At 67.5% G+C, this 18,831-nt stretch carries 12 protein-coding genes; 4 read left to right on the plus strand and 8 right to left on the minus strand.

The features are described from left to right. Positions 1–118: 118 nt before the first annotated feature. From ACIQ51_RS08080 to ACIQ51_RS08090, 3 genes are all read right to left on the minus strand, one after another. Positions 119–481 (minus strand): hypothetical protein, encoded by a 363-nt coding sequence (locus ACIQ51_RS08080; RefSeq protein ID WP_396204525.1) that lies wholly within the window; start codon positions 479–481, stop codon positions 119–121. Positions 482–585: 104 nt separating this feature from the next. Beyond that, on the minus strand, positions 586–1,527 hold the full coding sequence (yedA, locus tag ACIQ51_RS08085; RefSeq protein ID WP_396204526.1) for a drug/metabolite exporter YedA: 942 nt from the start codon (positions 1,525–1,527) through the stop codon (positions 586–588). Then, positions 1,524–2,600 (minus strand): YbhN family protein, encoded by a 1,077-nt coding sequence (locus ACIQ51_RS08090; protein ID WP_396204527.1) that lies wholly within the window; start codon positions 2,598–2,600, stop codon positions 1,524–1,526. Before ACIQ51_RS08090 ends, yedA begins: the two co-directional genes overlap by 4 nt. Positions 2,601–2,698: 98 nt before the next feature. Here ACIQ51_RS08090 and ACIQ51_RS08095 point away from each other — a divergent pair, with 98 nt between their 5' ends. After that, positions 2,699–3,871 carry a pyridoxal phosphate-dependent aminotransferase gene (locus ACIQ51_RS08095; protein ID WP_396204528.1) on the plus strand — a complete coding sequence of 391 codons (1,173 nt, stop codon included), beginning with the start codon at positions 2,699–2,701 and terminating at the stop codon, positions 3,869–3,871. Between the two features lie 22 nt (positions 3,872–3,893). Here ACIQ51_RS08095 and hrpB read toward each other — a convergent pair whose 3' ends face one another. Together hrpB and ACIQ51_RS08105 are read right to left on the minus strand one after the other, a co-directional pair. Next, complete coding sequence (gene hrpB, locus ACIQ51_RS08100) at positions 3,894–6,500, minus strand: ATP-dependent helicase HrpB (RefSeq protein ID WP_396204529.1); 2,607 nt, start codon at positions 6,498–6,500, stop codon at positions 3,894–3,896. Next, positions 6,448–8,868: a S41 family peptidase gene (locus ACIQ51_RS08105; RefSeq protein ID WP_396204530.1), complete on the minus strand. Its 2,421-nt coding sequence runs from the start codon at positions 8,866–8,868 to the stop codon at positions 6,448–6,450. Before ACIQ51_RS08105 ends, hrpB begins: the two co-directional genes overlap by 53 nt. 53 nt (positions 8,869–8,921) lie before the next feature. Here ACIQ51_RS08105 and ACIQ51_RS08110 point away from each other — a divergent pair, with 53 nt between their 5' ends. The 3 genes from ACIQ51_RS08110 to tkt all read left to right on the plus strand — a co-directional run bounded on the left by ACIQ51_RS08110 (position 8,922) and on the right by tkt (position 12,800). After that, positions 8,922–10,106 (plus strand): DHHA1 domain-containing protein, encoded by a 1,185-nt coding sequence (locus tag ACIQ51_RS08110; RefSeq protein WP_396204531.1) that lies wholly within the window; start codon positions 8,922–8,924, stop codon positions 10,104–10,106. A gap of 19 nt (positions 10,107–10,125) precedes the next feature. Continuing rightward, complete coding sequence (locus tag ACIQ51_RS08115) at positions 10,126–10,665, plus strand: DinB family protein (RefSeq protein ID WP_396204532.1); 540 nt, start codon at positions 10,126–10,128, stop codon at positions 10,663–10,665. 107 nt (positions 10,666–10,772) lie between these two features. Next, positions 10,773–12,800, plus strand: a complete 2,028-nt coding sequence (gene tkt, locus ACIQ51_RS08120; RefSeq protein ID WP_396204533.1) for a transketolase — start codon at positions 10,773–10,775, stop codon at positions 12,798–12,800. A gap of 80 nt (positions 12,801–12,880) precedes the next feature. Here the strand turns inward: tkt and ACIQ51_RS08125 are convergent, their stop codons facing one another. From ACIQ51_RS08125 to ACIQ51_RS08135, 3 genes are all read right to left on the minus strand, one after another. Further along, entirely contained in the window at positions 12,881–13,738 is an 858-nt protein-coding gene (locus ACIQ51_RS08125; protein WP_396204534.1) for a RagB/SusD family nutrient uptake outer membrane protein, read from the minus strand. A gap of 349 nt (positions 13,739–14,087) precedes the next feature. Then, on the minus strand, positions 14,088–17,060 hold the full coding sequence (locus ACIQ51_RS08130) for a TonB-dependent receptor domain-containing protein (protein ID WP_396204535.1): 2,973 nt from the start codon (positions 17,058–17,060) through the stop codon (positions 14,088–14,090). A 171-nt stretch (positions 17,061–17,231) separates the two neighbouring features. Further along, positions 17,232–18,830, minus strand: coding sequence for a hypothetical protein (locus ACIQ51_RS08135; RefSeq protein ID WP_396204536.1), 1,599 nt, complete (start codon positions 18,828–18,830; stop codon positions 17,232–17,234). Position 18,831 lies beyond the last annotated feature (1 nt).

An 18,831-nucleotide genomic window follows, 5' to 3' on the forward strand; every position in this document is an offset into this window, starting at 1 on the left:
TTGCAGTACCCAAACTGTTGTGGCAGTGCCCAGACCGTGGTGGCAGTGCCCCGACAAAGACCCCGACCCCGCCCCGGTAATGAAGAAAAGGCCGGGATCCATGTCCCGGCCCTCCCCATCAGCTGTGCAACGCGAACTCCCGGCGCGTCTCCTCGTGCGTGAGCACCCAGATCGAGTAGGCCCCGAACGCCGCGCCCCACGGCCACTTGAATAGGCGGAACGCCGACACCACCAGCATCACGTAACGCGCCCAGTTGCGGTGGTTGAGCAACGCGAACCCTGCGATCAGCCCGAACAGGCTGACCACGCCCACCAGCACCGCCGCAATCACACCCGTGACGGTGCCCACGATGATCGCGATCGGATTGAGCGTGGAGAGCGCTCCGAAGAGGCTGCCGAAGAGGACCCCGAGCGCGGCCAGCATGCCGAGGGCGCTGTAGAGCAGATTGACGAGGCCGACGACCTTGAGGTGTGTGCGCATCTGCGGGCTCCTGGTGAAGTGAGGACGCTCCCCCCTACGGCGCCCGTACCGGCAGGATTCACGGCGCGTCGAACGGGTGGAATCGACCCACCCCCTCGACGGCGTTACCCCGTTGCCCGCCGGCGCGCGTCCACGAGGCTCACCAGCGCCACGCCACCCACGATCACCGTCATCGCCACCCACGCGAGGCGCGGCAACCGCTCCCCGCCCAAAAGCACCCCCAGCAGCACCGCCACCACCGGATTCACGTAGGCGTAGGTGCCCACCGCGGCGGGGCTGGCCACCTTGAGCAGCCACATGTACGTGCTGAATCCAATCAGTGACCCGAAAGTGATCAGATAGAGTAGCGACAGAATACTCGTCAGCGACACCTCGCTCGGATGCACCCGCCCCCACTCGCCCATCGCCAGCGAGAGGATCGACAGCAGCACCCCCCCCGTCAGCATCTGCATCCCGATCGCGAGCCCCGCCGGCGTGGCCTGTTTCGCCGTGCGCGAGTAAAGCGACCCGACCGTCCACGACAGCGAGCCGAGCGCCAGCACCACCGCGCCGATCGGGTCGACCGCGGTGGATCGGGCACCGGCCGCGCCGGCGGCGGGGAGCACCAGCAGCGCCACCCCCACCAGCCCGATCGCCACCCCCACCACCTGCATCACCCGCGGCCGCTTCCCCTGGTAGGCCTCGCACAGCACCAGCCAGAGCGGCACCGTCGCCACCAGCACCGAGGTCAGCCCCGAGCTCACCCGCTGACTCGCCCAGCTCACCGCACCGTTCCCCACGAACAGCAGCAGCGCCCCCACGATCGCCGAGTCGCGCCAGGCGCGGCGCGTGGGCGCCGCGGCCCCTCGCCACCGAGTCCACGCGTACAGCGCCGACCCCGCCAGCAGAAAGCGTACCGCCCCCATGAAGAAGGGCGGGATCGTCTCCACCCCCCACTTGATCGCCAGATACGTGGAGCCCCACACCACGTAGATGATCAGAAAGCCGCCAATCAGCTGCCACCGCGGAACGGCAGGGGCAACGGCAGCACCGGAGGTTGGGCTCAACGACGGTCCTTGGCGCGCAGCGCCGCGCCGGCAGCAGACGTCTGATCGACCTCGCCCACGGCATCGTCTCTGACACCGGAGCGTGGGCGCAGTGCCCGCAGCGCGGCATCTCCGGCCGCGAGCCCACCGATCAGGATGTACAAGTAAAACGTATAGAAGCGCCACCACAGCAACGCGGCGGCAAAAATCCCCGCGGGGATCGCGGTGGAGAGCGTAGCCGCGAACGCGCCCTCGATGAAGCCGCCGCCACCCGGCGCCGGCACCACGACGCCCCCATAGAACAGGGCCAGGGGCCACAGCACCAGCGGCGCCAGCGTGTCCATCGTCACCGGAAACGACGGATCGCCAAGGAACACGAGCAGCGGCAGCGTGGCCACTTTGAACAGCACGTGCAGTACCGAGCCGCCAAAGGCGAGCCCCATCAACCGCGGGTTCGCATGCCGCAGCGACTCCACCGCCCCGCGCAGGGAGCGAAGTGTGCGCTGCACGGCGCGCCACCGGCCGCTCTCCATGCCGACACGCCGCGCCCACGACGGCACCGGCCCGTTGGCGTTGCGCCGCGAGAGGAACCAGCCGATCGCACCGACACCGAGAACCAACGTGCTGTACCCACCCACCAACGCCAGCAACCCGCTCACACTCGCCCCGCGCCCGCGGAACGCAATCGCCAGCACCGCGCACACCAGCACCAGCGACCACATTTCGAGAAAGAGCTCGAGAAAGAGCACCAACACGCGCCCCGCCGCATTCGTGCCACTCTCCGCCAGCACCAAAAAGCGCGACGGCTCCGCGCCCGCCCGCGCCGGCGTGATGGCGGCCGCAAGATCGCCCGCCAAGCACACGCGCAGTGCCGTGCCGAACGTCAATGGAATACCGCAGGCGCGCGCCGACGCCTGGATCTTGAACGCCCGGGTGCAGAGCTCCGCCGTCACCGTGGCCAGCGCCGCCGCGTGCACCGGCCACGCCAGCCACGGCATCCCCGTGCGTGGCCAGTGGCTCGACACCACCCACGCGGAGGTGCCGAACATGAGTGCAAACGAAAGGGCCGTGACCAGCCAGCGTTGCCAGGACATGGCGGCAAGATAGCCGCGTCCGCTGGCGAAGCGGACGCTCCGGGTGTCGATTATGCCCGTCGTCCCCATCTCCAACCCTTCGTCACCTCGAGGCGCCCGTGAGCTCCGTGTCCCGTCGTCAATGGCTTCGTACAACTAGCCTCGGACTCGGCGCCAGTGTGGCGCTTCCCGGTCTCCTCCCCGCGTCGGAAATGTCGCGCGTGCTCGGCGGCGGCGTGTCGTACGCCACGATGCTCGACCAGATGGAGCGCGACGTGACCGCCGCGCGTCGCGCCGCAGGACCCATCCGCCTCCACTTCAACGAGAACCCGTTCGGCATGTCGCCGAAGGCGAAGGATGCGCTCATGGGGAGCTGGGCGCAGCATACGTGGTACATGCCGCCCATCCGCGAGGAGATCCGCGAAACGTTCGCGAAGTATGTGGGCGTGCCGGCAGACCACGTGCTGGTGACGCAGGGCTCGAGCGAAGTGCTGTCGATCCTCGCACTCGCCTACAACATGCACGGCGGCGAGATCGTGGCGCCGTGGCCCACCTTCGAAGACCTGCCGCGCTGGGGCGAAACGCTCGGTGCCACCGTGCACAAGGTGCCGCTCGATCACCGGATGGATCACGATCTGTACCAGATGGAGCAGAAGATCAACGGCAACACCAAGCTCGTGTTCGTCTGCAACCCCAACAATCCCACGTCGAACCTCGCCGACGATCAAGCGCTACGCGAGTTCGTCACCAACTCGGCGCGCCGCAGCACGGTGATCGTCGACGAAGCGTACTTCGACTTCGTGAACGTGCCGGGGCACAAGTCGATGGTGGACCTCGTGCTCAAGGGGCAGCCGATCATCGTGTCGCGCACCGCCAGCAAGCTCCACGGGCTGGCCGGCTTGCGCTGCGGCTTCGCTGTGGCACGCCCCGACATCATCGCCAAGCTGCAGCAGTACGTGACGGGCGACCCCAACGTGTTCGGCCTCGTGGCTGGCAAGGCCTCCCTGCTCGACACCGAGTATCAGGCGTTCGTGAAGGCCAAGAACGCGGAAGGGCGCACCATGCTCATGGATGCGCTCAAGACGCTTGGCAAGAACGTGGCCCCGTCGCAGACGAACTTCGTGTTCTTCCAGGCCGGACGCCCGGTCGAGCAGATGCAGAAGTACTTCCTCAGCAAGGGCTTCGTGATTGGGCGCGCCTTCCCGCCGTACACGGACTGGTGCCGCGTCTCGATCGGCACGCCCGACGAAATGAAGCAGTTCGTGGCGGCGTTGCCGGGGGCGTTCGCGTAACGGCGACGCGCGGAGGAGGGGCCTACGTTCCCCGCGGCTTCGCTCTTCGCGTGGCCTCCGCCGTGAGCGGATCATCGGGCCACGGATGCCGCGGGTACCGCCCGCGCAGTTCCTTGCGCACCTCGAAGTAGCTGCTCGTCCAGAATCCCGCGAGATCGCGCGTGACCTGGACCGGCCGCTGCGCGGGCGACAGGAGATGCAGCGTGATCGGCACGCGCCCGTCGTACAGCATCGGGGTGGCGGTCCAGCCAAAGACTTCCTGCAGCTTGACCGCCAGCACCGGCGCCGCCGGCTCGCTGTAGTCGATTGCAATCCGTGAGCCGCTCGGCACCTCGAGATGCGTGGGCGCGAGGCGATCGAGTGCGGCGCGCTGGCTCCACGGCACCATCCCGGCAAGCGCCTCGTGCCAGTCGACCTGCTCCAGCTGCCCCCACGTGCGCACACCATCGAGGAAGGGGCCCAGCCACTCGGCACGCGATGCAACGAGGGCCTCGTCGCTCACATCGGGCCACGATGCATCGTGGTGATGCACGAACGCCAACCGCTCACGCAACCGCTGCGCGCCCTCGCGCCAGGGCCACGCGCTCACACCCATCCGTGCCAGTTGCTCCAGCAGTGCCGCGCGTACGAGCTCGGCGTCGGGGTCGCGCTGCGGTTTCTCCTCGAGCGTGATCGCGCCCAGCATGGTGCGCTCCACCGCCTTCACACCGCGGGGGCGCTCGTCCCACGCCACGACGGATTCGCGCACGATCTGATCACCGAAGTCAGCGCGGATCTCCTCGAGCTTGAGCGGCGCTGCGCGGGCAATGCGGTACTCCGGTGGTTGCCCCTCCAGCTCGGCCACGGCGAGATACGGTGCGTCATGCAGACTGTCGCCCTTGGGCAGTACGGCGCCGCTACCGTTGCGCAACAGATAGCGCGGTTCGGCGCCAGCGCGGCGCTGCGCCACGCGATCGGGGAAGGCGAGCGCGAGGAGCGCACCGGTTTCGGTATCCTCCCACGGCTGCAGGCGCGCGCTGTGGTCGATGCGGCGCACAAGATCCTCAGCGCTCTGCTTCACACGGCGCACGCCGTCGCGATCGGCATGCGCACCGTACATCGACAGCGCGCCCCCATCGCCGCCACGCTGCAGTAGCTCCGTACGCAACCGCAGGTCGGCCGGCGTGGTACCGAAGCCTTCACCGCGCACCACGTCGCGCTCCTCGAGCAGCGCAGCAATCGCGGCGCCCAGTGGCAACTGTCCGCGCGCCTTCGCGATCAACCCCAGATGCGCCAGCCGCGGCTGCAGCGGCAGCGATGCCATGCGCTTGCCGTGTGGCGTGATGCGCCCCTGAGCGTCGAGTGCACCGAGCTGCGCGAGGAGCTGCCTCGCCTGCGCGAAGGGACCCGGGCGCGGCACATCGAGCCAGCGGAGCTGTGTGGGATCGGCAATGCCCGCATCCGCCAGCTCCAGCGCGAGACTCGACAGATCGGCATCGATGATCTCCGGACGCGATGCCGCAAGAAAGCCATGCTCCTCGTGCACGTCCCACAGCCGGTAGCATGTACCCGGTGCCGTACGCCCGGCCCGCCCGCGCCGCTGGTCGGCCGAAGCACGACTCACGCGGACCGTGTGCAGCCGGGTGAGCCCGGCCACCGAATCGTAGCGTGGAATACGCGACCAGCCGGCATCCACCACCACGCGGACCCCTTCGACCGTGAGGCTCGTCTCCGCCACGCTCGTACTCAGCACCACCTTGCGACGCCCCGATGGGGCGGGTGCGAGCGCTGCATCCTGCTCGGCGAGTGGCATGCTGCCGTGCAGCACGTACACGTCTACGTTGGGCGGTACGCTCCCCTCCAGCCGTTCCGCCGTGCGACGCTGCTCACCCATCCCCGGCAGGAATACCAGCACATCCCCATCGCACGCGGTAAGCGCATCGCGCACGACGCGACTCGTGGCCGCCTCCATACGCTCGTCGCTGCGCGACGCACAATGGTGCGTGGTAATGGGGAACATGCGGCCACGGCTGCGAACCACCGGCGCCGCCCCTGCCCCATCAGCGATCAGCTGCGCCACGGCATCACCGTCGAGCGTGGCCGACATGACCAGCACGCGCAGGTCCTCACGCAGCTGCTGCTGGGTTTCGAGCACGAGGGCGAGACCGAGGTCCGCCTGCAGCGACCGCTCATGAAACTCGTCGAAGAGCACCGCGCCGTAGCCGTCGAGTGTGGCGTCGGCCGAGAGGAGGCGCGCCAGCACCCCCTCGGTCACCACTTCGATACGTGTCTCCTTGCTCACCCGCGTTTCGCCGCGTACGCGATAACCCACGGTGCCGCCCACCTGCTCGCCAAGGGTGCGCGCCATGTATTGCGCAGCGGCGCGGGCCGCGAGGCGCCGCGGCTCGAGCATCACGATCTTCTGCGTGCCCAGCCACGACGCCTGCAGCAGCGCGAGTGGCACGCGTGTGGTCTTGCCGGCGCCTGGTGGTGCCTCGAGCACCGCCACGGAGCGCGCCTGCAACGCCGCCTGCAGTGCCGGGAGCGCCTCGTCGATCGGCAACGCCCGCATCACGTAGCCCCGCGCGGTCGTGATGTCACCGCCGCCGCCGCGAACCGTCGAGCTGCTGCACGAGCCACTGCTGGGCACGATCGATCACTTCGTCGCTGCCACTGCGGTAACTGCGCAGGGTCATACGCGCGTCGATCAGCGGCGTCATGCCGATGCGCTGCCACTGACTGCCATCGGCACGGCGTAGCTCAGCCGCGGGCACACTCAGCGTGAGTCCGCCCGGCAGCGGAATGTCCACCGCCTCCGCTGGCGAACCCGCCGTAGCGGTGCCGATGAAGGTGAGCTCTGTACTCGCTTCGAGCGTGGCGGCGAGCCGCTCCATGGCACCACTGGTGCGTTCGTCGACCAGCGCCACGAGGCGCCCGGCAAAACCGCCGGCTGTGTCACCACGCACCACACGGGAGCGCCCCTCACGTTCGTCGGGGCACTGCTGCGTCGCCTCGCGCAACGTTGCCGCGAGGCAGGGCGCCGACTGGTACCGATGCAGTTCGCGCGCCACCACCGCTTCGGCACGCGTGCGCACGGCACGCAGCACGGCGGTCGCCACTCGGCTGGTGTCGGCAATGCCGCCACGCAGGTCGAGGATCCACGCACGGGCACCCCGATGCCGCTGCAGTTCGGCCTCCACCGTCTGTTCGGTGAGACGGTCCACGTCCAGGTAGGCGATGCCATTGGGCAGGGCCAGCGTGGCCGGCTGACGCGCCCGCTCCACCTGGGGCAGCAGCGCGGCATACGCCGCCGTGCGCGGCACCGGAAACTGCCGCTCACGCCCGGTCACATCGCGTACGCGGAACAGCGACGTGCCCGCGCGACCGCGCACCATGAGGTCCATGAGCTGGTGCTGGCGGGACCATTCATTGGGCGCCGACACGCTGCGACGATGCTCCAACATCCACGCCGGCACCGGATAGCCGTCGGCTGCCACCACCTCCTGCCCGACCGTGAGCCCCAGTGCGCGGGTGACCGAGTCCACAATCACGTCGCTGATGACCACGCGCCCGTCCACCCAGCGCACCCGGAAGGGCAGCATCGCGGTCCCGCGCGCACCGTCCACCGTGGCGCCCCGCAGGGTGACCTGGGCGTCGTCGAATGCACTCACCACGCTCATCATCACTGTCGTGTACTCACTGGCGGAGCGCGCCGCCTCGAGCCGGGGCAGCGCCCGCTCGAACACGCCGTCGATGTCCTCGTCGTACAGATCGCGGTGCGCATGGCGCGCGCGCATGGCGCTCCACGTACGTGCCCCCGCCAGCACGCGCGAGCCCAAATAGGGATAGGGATCGGTGTCGTAGTAACCCGGCAGCACGGCGCGTGGCCGCACCCGTGCCAGCCGCGACGCACGCACGAGGCGACCGGTTCGCAGCATCGCTATGGCCACGCGGATGGCCGGGGCACTGTCGGACGGCATGGCCCCACCTCGCCCTGCCACGAGCGTATCCGCCACGAGCCCGCTGCTGCCGTCAGCGTGCATCAGGTCACCGGTGCGGATGCGCGCCACAAGCCCCGCCCCGATCGGCACGCGCACGCTGGGCACGAGCGCCTCGTCGCTCACGCCGTCCTCGGCCACGAGCACGGCCCGACCGGTGGCGAGCAGTCCCATCACACCGCGCGGCATTACGGTATGCACATTGGCCAGCACGACGATGCGACGCGGCACGGGGGACCGCGGTTGCACCAGCGCACCATCACGCCCGAGCCACGCATCGTCGAAGGTCCAGCCAGTGGGGAGTTCACGCGCGCCCCCCACACGACGCACCCGGACGCCCGTCATGGTGAACGGTACGGATGCCAACTGCTCGACCAACTGGGTACGGGCCGCAAAGGCGTCCACGCTGTCCGGATCGGCGCCGGCAGCGGTCGTGCGCAGGTCGAGAATCACACGCGACGGCACCGTGCGCAGCGCATCACGCACGCCCACCGCCGCGCTCTCCTCGTAACGGCTCGACGACGGCAACTGCAAGACGAGAATGCTGTCGCGCGTACGCTCGGCGTTCACCGTCATGACGACCGGTGGCGGTGCGGAAACGGCCGCATCGGCCCGTTCCACGCGCGTAAGCGGGTCGTTGAGGGCAGCGAGGAACCGCGCGTATGCCACCTCCAACAGCGCCGGATCGCCGGCTCGGCGTACGAGCGTGACCGCACGAATGAACGCCGAGTCGAGCGGCGCCCCGCGTACCGCCACCGCGGGGTGATGGAGCGACGCGAGATGCCACACATACGCCAACCGCATGAGCCGCGCGGTGCCCGCCGAGTCCGAGGCCGCCGGTGGCGGCTCGGGATCGTCCGGAGCGGGCGGCATGCGCACGGCGGTGACCGGTGGGTCGACCTCGCGCGTATCCCCGGCGGGGAGCGGCGTGGTGCTGACCGGGAGGCAACCACCCATCCCAGCCAGCAGTACGCCGGTGGCCAACAGCTTCGGCAGGGCCCGCGTCATATTTGACGTCATACCGCACAAGATATCCCGCCACGGCATTCTTACCGAACCCTCACCGCCCCTGCATGTCCCGCGTTATGGCCACCACCCGCCTCTACTACGACGACGCCGTGCTGGCCGACTTCAGCGCCACCGTGACGGCCACGACGGATGGGGGCCGGGTGGTGTACCTCGACCGATCGGCATTCTACCCCACCTCCGGCGGGCAGCCGCACGATCTGGGGACGCTCGCCGACGTGGCGATCGTGGACGTGGTGGACGAGGAGGAGCGGGTGGCGCACCACCTCGCCGAGCCGCTGGATCTGGCCGCTGGTTCCATGGTGGTGGGACAGGTAGACATGGCCCGCCGGGTGGATCACATGCAGCAGCACACGGGCCAGCATCTACTCTCAGCGTTGCTGGCCGACGAATACGGCTGCCCGACGGTGAGCGTGCACTTCGGCGCGGACTACAGCACCGTGGACGTGGCGGGTACCGCGCTCACGCCCGACCAGCTCTCGGCGATTGAAGTGCGCGCCAATACCCTCGCCCTTGGCAACCATGCGGTGACCGTGTCCTATGAGGAGGCGGCGACGGCCACAGGGCTCCGCAAGGCGAGTGATCGCGCCGGTCTGCTGCGCATCGTGACCATCGAGGGGCTCGATCGCAGCGCCTGTGGTGGTACGCACGTGGGGCGCACCGGGGAGATCGGCGCCATCCTGCTCCGCCGGCTCGAACGGACGCGCGGCAACACCCGCATCGAGTTCCTCTGCGGATATCGCGCCGTGCAGCGTGCGCGCCTCGACGCCGAGCTGCTCGCGCGTTCGGCACGCCCGCTGTCAGCAGCGCCGTCCGATTTGCCGGAGCTGGTGGAGCAGCAATCGGTGCGCCTCACAGAGCTTGAGCGCGATCGCAAGCGGTGGCAGCAGGAGCTGGCGCGGTACGAGGCGCAGGCGCTATGGCAGTCCGCGGCGGTTGACCGCACCGGGATACGCCGGGTTCGCGTGACGGCCGTTGGTCCCGTGAAGGAGTCCGAGCCGTTGGCGCAGCAACTGATCGCCCTCGGACCGTGCACGGTGCTGGTGACGCACCTGGACAGTGGTGGGGCGCTGCTCGCCACGTCGGCCGACAGCGGGCTCGAGGCGGGGCCGCTGTTGCGCACCGCGCTGCAGGCGGTGGGTGGCCGTGGTGGCGGCTCACCGCGCGTGGCCCAGGGGGCGGTGAGTGATCCCACCTCGCTCGAGGCACTCGCCCATGCGCTCGGATTCTGACCCGTCCTATCTTTCGGCCATGCCCATTCATCGCCCCGATCCCACCGAACACGCCCCGTACGCCATCACGTACATCAATGCCACCGCCGACGCCCTTGCCGCTCGCGGCAGCGACGACGTGCTGGCGCTCCTCGAAGCACAGGCCCTGGAGTGGCCGTCGTTGCTGGCGGGCGTGGCCGAGTCGCGGGCGGCGTATGCATACGCGCCCGGCAAGTGGACGCTGGCCGAACAGCTGGTGCACGTGACCGACACGGAGCGGGTGTTCTCGTACCGGTTGCTGCGCGTGGCGCGCGGCGATCGCACGCCGCTCCCGGGCTTCGAGCAGGACGACTGGGTGCCGGAGAGCCGGGCGGCGCGCCGCGCGCTCACTGACATCCTGAGCGAACTGCTGGCCGTGCGCACGGCCACGCTGGCCCTGGCGCACTCGCTGGATGCGGAAGCGCTGACGCAGCGGGGGATCGCGAGCGGTCAGGAGGTCTCCGCCCGCGCGCTGGTGTGGATGATCGCCGGCCATATGGCGCACCACCTCATGCTGACGCGGGAGAAGTACCTGGGGTAGGACAATTCGTGCGCCGAAGGTGCGCCGTCCCTCCAGAAATCGGCTAGATTTCACGGCGGTGGCGCACCGTCCGCGCCGCCTCCTCGCCGAACTCTCCGGAGCGATCCGTGTCCGCTGCGTCACCCCTTGCTGCTTCCGCGTCGCCCGAGACCGTGCGTCTCGCGATCGACACCGTCCGCACCCTGGCCATGGACGCGGTGCAGGCCGCGGAGTCGGGGCACCCCGGTACGCCCATGGCGCTCGCGCCACTCGCGTACGCGCTGTACGCGAAGCACCTGCGCCACGATCCCACGGCGCCCGACTGGGCCGATCGCGACCGGTTCATCCTGTCGGTCGGCCACGCGTCGATGTTGCTCTACGGCACATTGCATCTTGCCGGCTACGACCTGCCCCTCGACGAGATCCGCAACTTCCGTCAGTGGGAGAGCCTCACCCCCGGGCACCCCGAGGTGCACCACACCAAGGGGGTGGAAACCACGACCGGCCCGCTCGGCCAGGGTGTAGCCAACGCGGTGGGCTTCGCTGTGGCCGAAGCAAGTCTCGCGGCGGCGTTCAATCGCCCCGGTCACCACATCGTCGATCACTACACGTACTTCATCGCCGGCGACGGCTGCCTCATGGAAGGCATCTCGCATGAGGCGGCGAGCTACGCCGGCCACATGCAGCTCGGCAAGCTGATCGGCTTCTTCGACGATAACGGCATCACGATCGACGGCAGTACCGCGCTCACCTGCAGCGACGATGCGGCGAAGCGCTTCGAGTCCTACGGGTGGCAGGTGCTGCACGTTCACGACGTGAACGACATGGCGGCTATCGACGCCGCGATCGCCGAGGCCAAGGCCGACGCCACGCGGCCCACGCTCGTCATCACCAAGACCCACATCGGCTTCGGCTCGCCCAACCGGCAGGATACCGCGAAGGCGCACGGCGAGCCGCTTGGCAAGGACGAAATCGCGCTCACGAAGCAGGCGTACGGCTGGCCGTCCACCGAGCCGTTCTTTGTACCCGCCGACGCGCTCGCGCACTGGCGTGAGCAGACGGCGCAGCGTGCCGCCACGCACGCCGAGTGGCAGACCAAGTGGCAGGCATATACGTCGGCGTACCCGGAGCTCGCCGCGGAACTCGAGCGCCGCATGCAGGGCGACCTTCCCGCGCAACTCGACAGCGCGTTCCCCCTGTTTGACGCGAAGAGTGGCAACGTGGCGAGCCGCGCCGCGAGCGGCGTGGTGATCAACGCCATCGCGCCCGTCGTGCCCGAGCTGCTTGGCGGCAGCGCCGACCTCACCGGCTCCAATCTCACCAACGTGAAGGGCGCGCAGCCGTTCAGCGCGACCGACCGCAGCGGCCGCAACTTCCACTTCGGCATTCGTGAGCACGCCATGGGCGCCATCATGAATGGCATGGGGCTGCACGGTGGCGTGATTCCGTACGGTGGCACCTTCCTGGTGTTCAGCGACTACATGCGCCCCGCCATCCGCCTTGCGGCGCTCATGGGTGTGCAAGCGATTTATGTGTTCACGCACGACTCGATCGGCCTCGGCGAGGACGGTCCAACGCACCAGCCGGTCGAGCATCTCGCAGCCCTGCGCTGCATTCCCAACCTGCTCGTGCTGCGTCCCGCGGATGCGGATGAAGTGAGCGAGGCATGGCGTATGGCGCTCAAGCATCGCACCGGTCCGTCGGCGATCATCCTCACGCGCCAGAAGCTGTCCTACTACAACGAGCCGTCGCGTGCCCGTGACGGGGTAAAGCACGGCGCGTACATCGTGGCCGATGCCGCCGGCCATGTGCCCCACGTGGTGCTGCTCGCCAGCGGTAGCGAAGTGGAGATCGCCCTCGCCGCACGCGAGCAGCTCTCGGGCGAAGGGATTCACGCGCGCGTGGTGAGCTGCCCGAGCCTTGAGCTGTTTGCGCAGCAGCCGGTCGAGTACCGCAACCATGTGCTTCCGGCTGGCGTCCCGCGTGTGGCGGTGGAAGCGGCGCATCCCATGAGTTGGTACCGTTGGGTGGGCGATGCCGGTACCATTGTGGGCATCGACACGTTCGGTGCGAGCGCGCCGGCACCGGTGCTGTACGAGAAGTTTGGGATCACGGCGCAGCACGTTGCCAAGGCCGCCAAGTCGGTGCTGCGCTAAGTCGCGGCAAGGCAGCAGGCTGTAATGACAAGCGGGCTCCGGCAGTTGCCGGAGCCCGCTTGTTCATTCCGACGTCTCGATTACTTGAGATTCGTGTTGGCGCCGATCTCTTCGAGGCTGATGGGCACGCAGGTGCTGCGTCCCTGCAGCGCCGTATTGCGGCCCGTCGCCAGCCAGCGACGGAGGTCCCACAGCCGACGCCCTTCGAGCCACAGTACCGCCCCACGCTCTCGCATGAGGATGGTCCACCCGGCATCCACCGTGGTGGCGGTCAACGCCGGCAATGTGGACACCGCACGCGCCTGATTGATCAACAACATGGCGTTCGTCACGTCGTTCGCGCGCAACGCGGCCTCGGCCCGGATGAGCAGCATTTCGGTGCCGCGCGCCAGCGCCACCGGGTCCCCAAGCGCGATGTACTTCCGCTGACGGAAGAACCGTGTGGCACCGTCCTGACCCGTCTGGAAACCGCCGGTTGCCGTACGCACCGTGTCGTACGGCACGCGCGGATCACGATCTGCCACCCACACGGTGTTGAACACCGTGACTTCGCGGCGATTGATCGTCTGGTTGGCGAGATCGAGATTCTCCCGCGCGGTGTTCGTCGAAAACACCGCGTTGTGGCGGAACGTGGCGGGAACCAGTGCGGCATCAGCCACCGCGGCATCCCACTTGTTCTGCCACGCCAGCACCTGGGCTCGTCCCGACAGCCCAGCGTTGAGGAGCGCCGTGTTGTTCTGCGCGCGCGCGAGGGTGATGGCCCGCGTGAACAGGCTCTCCGCGCGGACAAAGTGCTCCGAGCTGGGCAGCTTCGGACCACCATCGATGGTGGTCTCACACACGTTTTCGCCAAGGAAACGGTTGGCAAAGCCGGCGTAGAGATAGGCGCGAATGGTGAGCGGGTTGGTTTCGAACCCTGTACCCAGCACCGTCCGCATGCGCACCAATCCGTTCTCCGCCACCCAGCGGCGGTGTGCATACGGGCCCAATCGCCGTTCACGTCTTCGGGGCGGATGACGCCCGTGGCAAACTGACGTTCGGCGGCAAAGTTCCCCGAATGCTGAACTTCGAACGCGGCCAGCGAACCACGAGTGAGATAATTGCCAATGGCGTTGGAGAGATCGCCACCCATGCCGTTCACCAGCGCGGGCATGGCCGAGGCGTTGTTCAGATCGTCGTCGAGCAGCGGTCCCGGATTGGTGACCGTAAAGTCGCAGGCCCCCAGCACAAGACTGGCACCCACGGCCGCGCTGATGGCGCGTCGGGTTTTCGTGAGGAGTGTCGGCATCAGAAGTTCGTCCTCACGCTGAAGAGGAACGTGCGGTAGGGCGGGAAGTTGTAGTAGTCGCGACGCGAGAACGTGCTGGTGGCCTGGTCGGCGACTTCCGGATCGGTGCCGGTGTAGTTCGTGCTGCGGAACAGGTTGCGACCGGCGAAGGAGACCGTCATGCTGCGCGCGCCCGGCGTGAAGCGCTTCGGCACGTCGTAGGCGACGGAGATGTTGCGCACCTTGAAGAAGTCGGCGCTTTCTACCCAGTAACTGTAGTCACGCTCCGCTGCGGTGATCGAGCAGCGCATACGATCGCGCGCATTCACCGACGCGAGTGCGGAGGCGTCGCCGGCGGCAGCGGCGCGCAGTGCCTTCTGCGCGGCGAAGCACGGTTGCCAAATGCCGAGCCCCGCGTTCTGGAAGCCGTTCGCATTGAGCAGATGGCCACCGCGCTGGAACTCGCCAACCACTTCGAAGGACAGGTTGTTGAACAGCGACAGCGTCAACGACGGGTTGATGATCTTGTCGGCAAACGTCTGCCCCAGGAACTCGCCATCCACGACGACCGGTGTCTCGAAGGCGTCCGGGTTCTGCACCTTGCGACCGACGTACGCGGGCAAGGGCAGCCCTTCCTGCACGTAGCTGCGCGACAAGGCGTCGATGGTCAGAATGCGACCGCCGAGGTCCACCGCTTCACCCTGCATCTTGGTGAACTGCACACGCGCTTCCAGCTTGGCCCAGCTCGTCAGGTCGAGGTTGGTCGTGGCCTGCACTTCAAAGCCGGTGTTCTTGATGGACCCGACGTTCTCCGGCTGATTGGCGCTGAAGCCGTTGGACGGCGGATAGGCGACGTTGATGATGGCGTCGTTGGTCCGCGCGTTGAAGTAGGTGAAGACGAGTCCGAAACGACCGTTGAGCAGACCGGCGTCGAAACCCACTTCTGTTTCGCGGGTGCGCTCGGGGCCGAGGTTCGGATTGCCGAGCTGTCCCGGCGTGAACGCCGACAGCCCGCCTTCAGCCGCAATCGGGTTCCAAGTACGGGTCGCGTCGAAGGCGCCCGGGGCCTTACCCGACTCACCGATCGCACCGCGCAACTTGAACGTTTCGATGAGCGACGTGGGCCAGAACGACTCTTCGGAGAGCACCCACGAGCCGCTGACCTTGGGATAGGTCTGCAACCCGAAGCTTTGACCGAAGGCGCTATTGCCGTCCACGCGCGCGCCGGCCGTGATGAACAACCGATCGCGCCAGCCGATCATCTGCTGAGCAAACAAACCGGCGTTGATCACACGCTGCTGATTGACATCGGTGATTTGCCGCAGCGACGCCGACACAAGCGTGGGGATGCCCGGTCCGGCAAAGTTGTCACCGCGCAACTCCGTCGAGTTGAGACGGCTATCGAACAGCTGAGCGCCGAACGACGTGGTCCCGACAAAGTTCTTCGAGTAGGTCTGCTTCCACGTGGTCGCGTAGTCCACGGTGATGAGCTGACGATTCCACAACGTCTGGAAATACTGACCGGTCGGCGTGCGCGGATACCCGAACGGGTTGATCGTGCGCTGATCCGTGTTGTTGTAGTCAATACCAACGGCGAGACGATTAGTCAGGTTCTCGAAGGGCGTCCACGTGGCGGTTCCGCCGACGATGAAATGATCACCGCCAATGGTGTTCGCCTTGGAGAACATCGTGTCGTTCACCACGCAGGTCACCGTGGGGGTGCTGCAGCCGCCGCCACGAAAGTTCGACCCGGGCCCACGCGAGATGTTAAGTAGAATCGCATCGGCGCTATTGCCGTCGGAGATCATCGCCGTGTTGCGGCGCTGCCAGCTGCTGTTGAGCGCCAGCGTGACGGTCTTGGTTGGCGCGAACCCGAGATTCGTACGCAGGCCCCCCGTGCGGTTGTTGCCCACGCGCAGGACGCCTTCTTCATTTTCGAGATTGCCCGAGATGGCGTAGTTGATACCACCGCTGGCGCCGCGCACACCGAGGGAGTAGCGGCCCAGGTAACCGTTCTTCAACCACGAGCCGCTTTCGGGGCAGGTGGCATCTTCAAAGGGCACGCCGGCCGCATCCACCATGTTGGGGCCGCGACACTGCTTGAGGAACATGCCGGTGGGGTCCGACGCCGGCCCAAAGTCACCCATGCTATTGATGCCGCCCGACGCATCAAGCGTCCAGGACGCAGCGCCATCGCGACCGCGCTTGGTGAAGATCTGGATCACACCACCGGAGGCTTCCGTGCCGTACAGCGTGGTAGCCGCCGGCCCCTTCACCACTTCGATGCGCTCGATGTCCGAGGCCGGGATGTCATTCAGTGGTGAGACCGACTGACGCGAGGACACGCCCGTAGGGGAGTTGCCATTGAAGATACGAATGCCATCCACGTAGATCAGCGGACGATTGCCCTGCGTGATGGAGTTCACGCCGCGCAGGCGAATCGTGCCACCAGCGCCCGGCGTTCCACCGTTCTGCAGCACGGTGACACCGGTCGAACGCCCCTGCAGGATCTGCTGCGTGTTGCCGACGCCGGCCTTTTCGAAGTCCTTGCTGCTGACCGTCGTCACCGCGTTGCCGACTTCCTTCTTGCGCTCTTCACCGGTGGCCGTGACAACCAGGCCGGCGAGCGAGACGCTGCTCTTGGCCAGTGCGAAGTCCACCGTCACGGTGGCATTGGTCCCCACCGTGACCGTTCGCGACTGCTGCTGATATCCAATGCGGCGAACAATGACGGTCCGGGAACCGGCAGGAATACTGGAGAGCGAAAAGCGACCATCATCGCCGGTGGCGCGGCCAAACTGCGTACCGCTGATGGTGACCTGGGCGGCGGCGATGGGCTGACCGTTGTCGGCATCGACAACGCGGCCGGCAATGGCGCCGGTGCTCTGCGCCTGAGTGGTGGCCGCGGTGCCGATCAGCAGCGCACATGCCGGCACGGCACGACGCACGACCGATCGCCACGCGTCGAACCGACGAGGAAGGAATGCGATCACGGGAGGGGAGAGAGGGAGGGGAACGTCGGCCTGCATCGTTCGCGACACGACCGAGGGAAGGTAGAATCGGGACCGGGGGATGCACGAAGGCCGCGAACTTGCGTTCGCGGCCTTCGGCGTGCCTGAACAAGATCGGTCTGCGTTACATGCTAACCGCGGGACTGGGCATTGTCAGGGGCAGCGGGCGAGCCCAGCCACGGGGCAGCGCTCCGGATCACGCGCCGGTGCGCTTCCCGGAGCACCGGGACCACCAAAGGTGTAGTTCGGCAGCTGGAGGGTCGCCAGCTCACGTCCCGGAATGGGGAAGTGGACCGGCGTGTTCTCGGGAAGCGTCTGCCAGCCACGCGCGTCAAAGAATGCGATGACGCCGCTCATGCCGAGCCCCTCGATCCCCTTCTCGTAGCGCAGGGCGTCCCACAGGCTGCCGCACGCGCCGCCCTCCTTGCGCGGCACGCATCCGGCCTCGTTGGGCGGACCGTCGACCGTCACCGGCGGCAGCTCGCCGTTGGCAACGCGCGACTTGTTGATGAGGGGCACCGCCTCGGCTGCACGCCCAAGACGAATAAGCGCTTCGGCCTTGAGCAGGTCCATCTCCGCCACGCTCATCGCGAGCTGCGGACCGGTCTGCCACGTCAGATCGACACCATTACGGCGGTAGAAGTAGTGCGACCAGCGGAAGGTGCCGCGATCGGCCGCGAAGATGTTGTTGAGATTGTACCCAACGTACTTCCCGACCGACGCCGGACCCGTCGTTCCCTGAATGCGCCGATCCCGCGTCCGCATCTGGAACGGCTGACGGCTGTCGTTGGCGGCCGCGACCCAGTTCACCCAGCCGTTCGTCGAATCGGCCGGACCGATCAACCAATAGCTCGGACGCCCGAAGTCGGAGGGGCGGCCAGTCGTGCGAAGACGCGCCACCAGACGCTTCCAGTCGTCGAACAGGATGTCCGGCTGCGCCCCGGGGGCAAAATCGGTCTGGATGCCAGCGTCGATGCGACGGATCACCTCGCCCCAGTTCACCGCCGCCCGCTCGGCCCGCGTGCGCGCCGAGTAGACCATGACCCGCGCAGCGAACGAGTTGGCCAGACGGACAAACTGGTCACGCGTCATGCTCTGGAAGAACCAGGCATCAGCCGGGAAGGTGATCCCGGCCTGCGTCTGCGCGACGGCGATCGCCGAATCGAGCTGGCGGACGGCATACGTGGAGACCGTCCGGTAATCGGTGAACTGCGGCGTCTTGACCGTGTCGAGCTTCGTGAACTCGTCGATGAGGGCGGCTTTGTCGAAGTAAAAGCCGAGATAGCCGTACGACACGCCCTGCATGAACTTGCCCATCGCCTTGGCGCGGGCCGTTCGCACGGGATCCTGAATCACGAGTCCACGATTGATCGCGCCGACCACGTCGTTGACCGACGACACGGTGCGGTACAACTGATACCACGGGGTCTCGTTGACGAAACGCCGCACGTTGACCGGGCTGTTGTTCCACCCCTGACGTGGCTCGGCGCTGAGCTCCAACTGGCCGAAGTCGGCAAACCCCGACGTGATCTCGCGGGCCATCGTCGAGAGCGCCCAGGAGGGATAGTCGTCGTGGCCCGCCACGGGCCACCACGTACGGAACGAGGTCGCGACGAAGGTTTCGGTCGTGAGCGGCTGCGCCGTGGCGCGGACCGCGTCGGGCCGGTTCGGGTTCACCACGTCCAGGTCTTGGCACGAGGCGGCCACAAGGGCCAGACCGACCGGCAGCGCAATCTTCTTGAGGTAGTTCATA

The sequence above is a fragment of the Gemmatimonas sp. genome (genome assembly GCF_044344655.1).
Taxonomy (GTDB): Bacteria; Gemmatimonadota; Gemmatimonadetes; order Gemmatimonadales; family Gemmatimonadaceae; genus Gemmatimonas.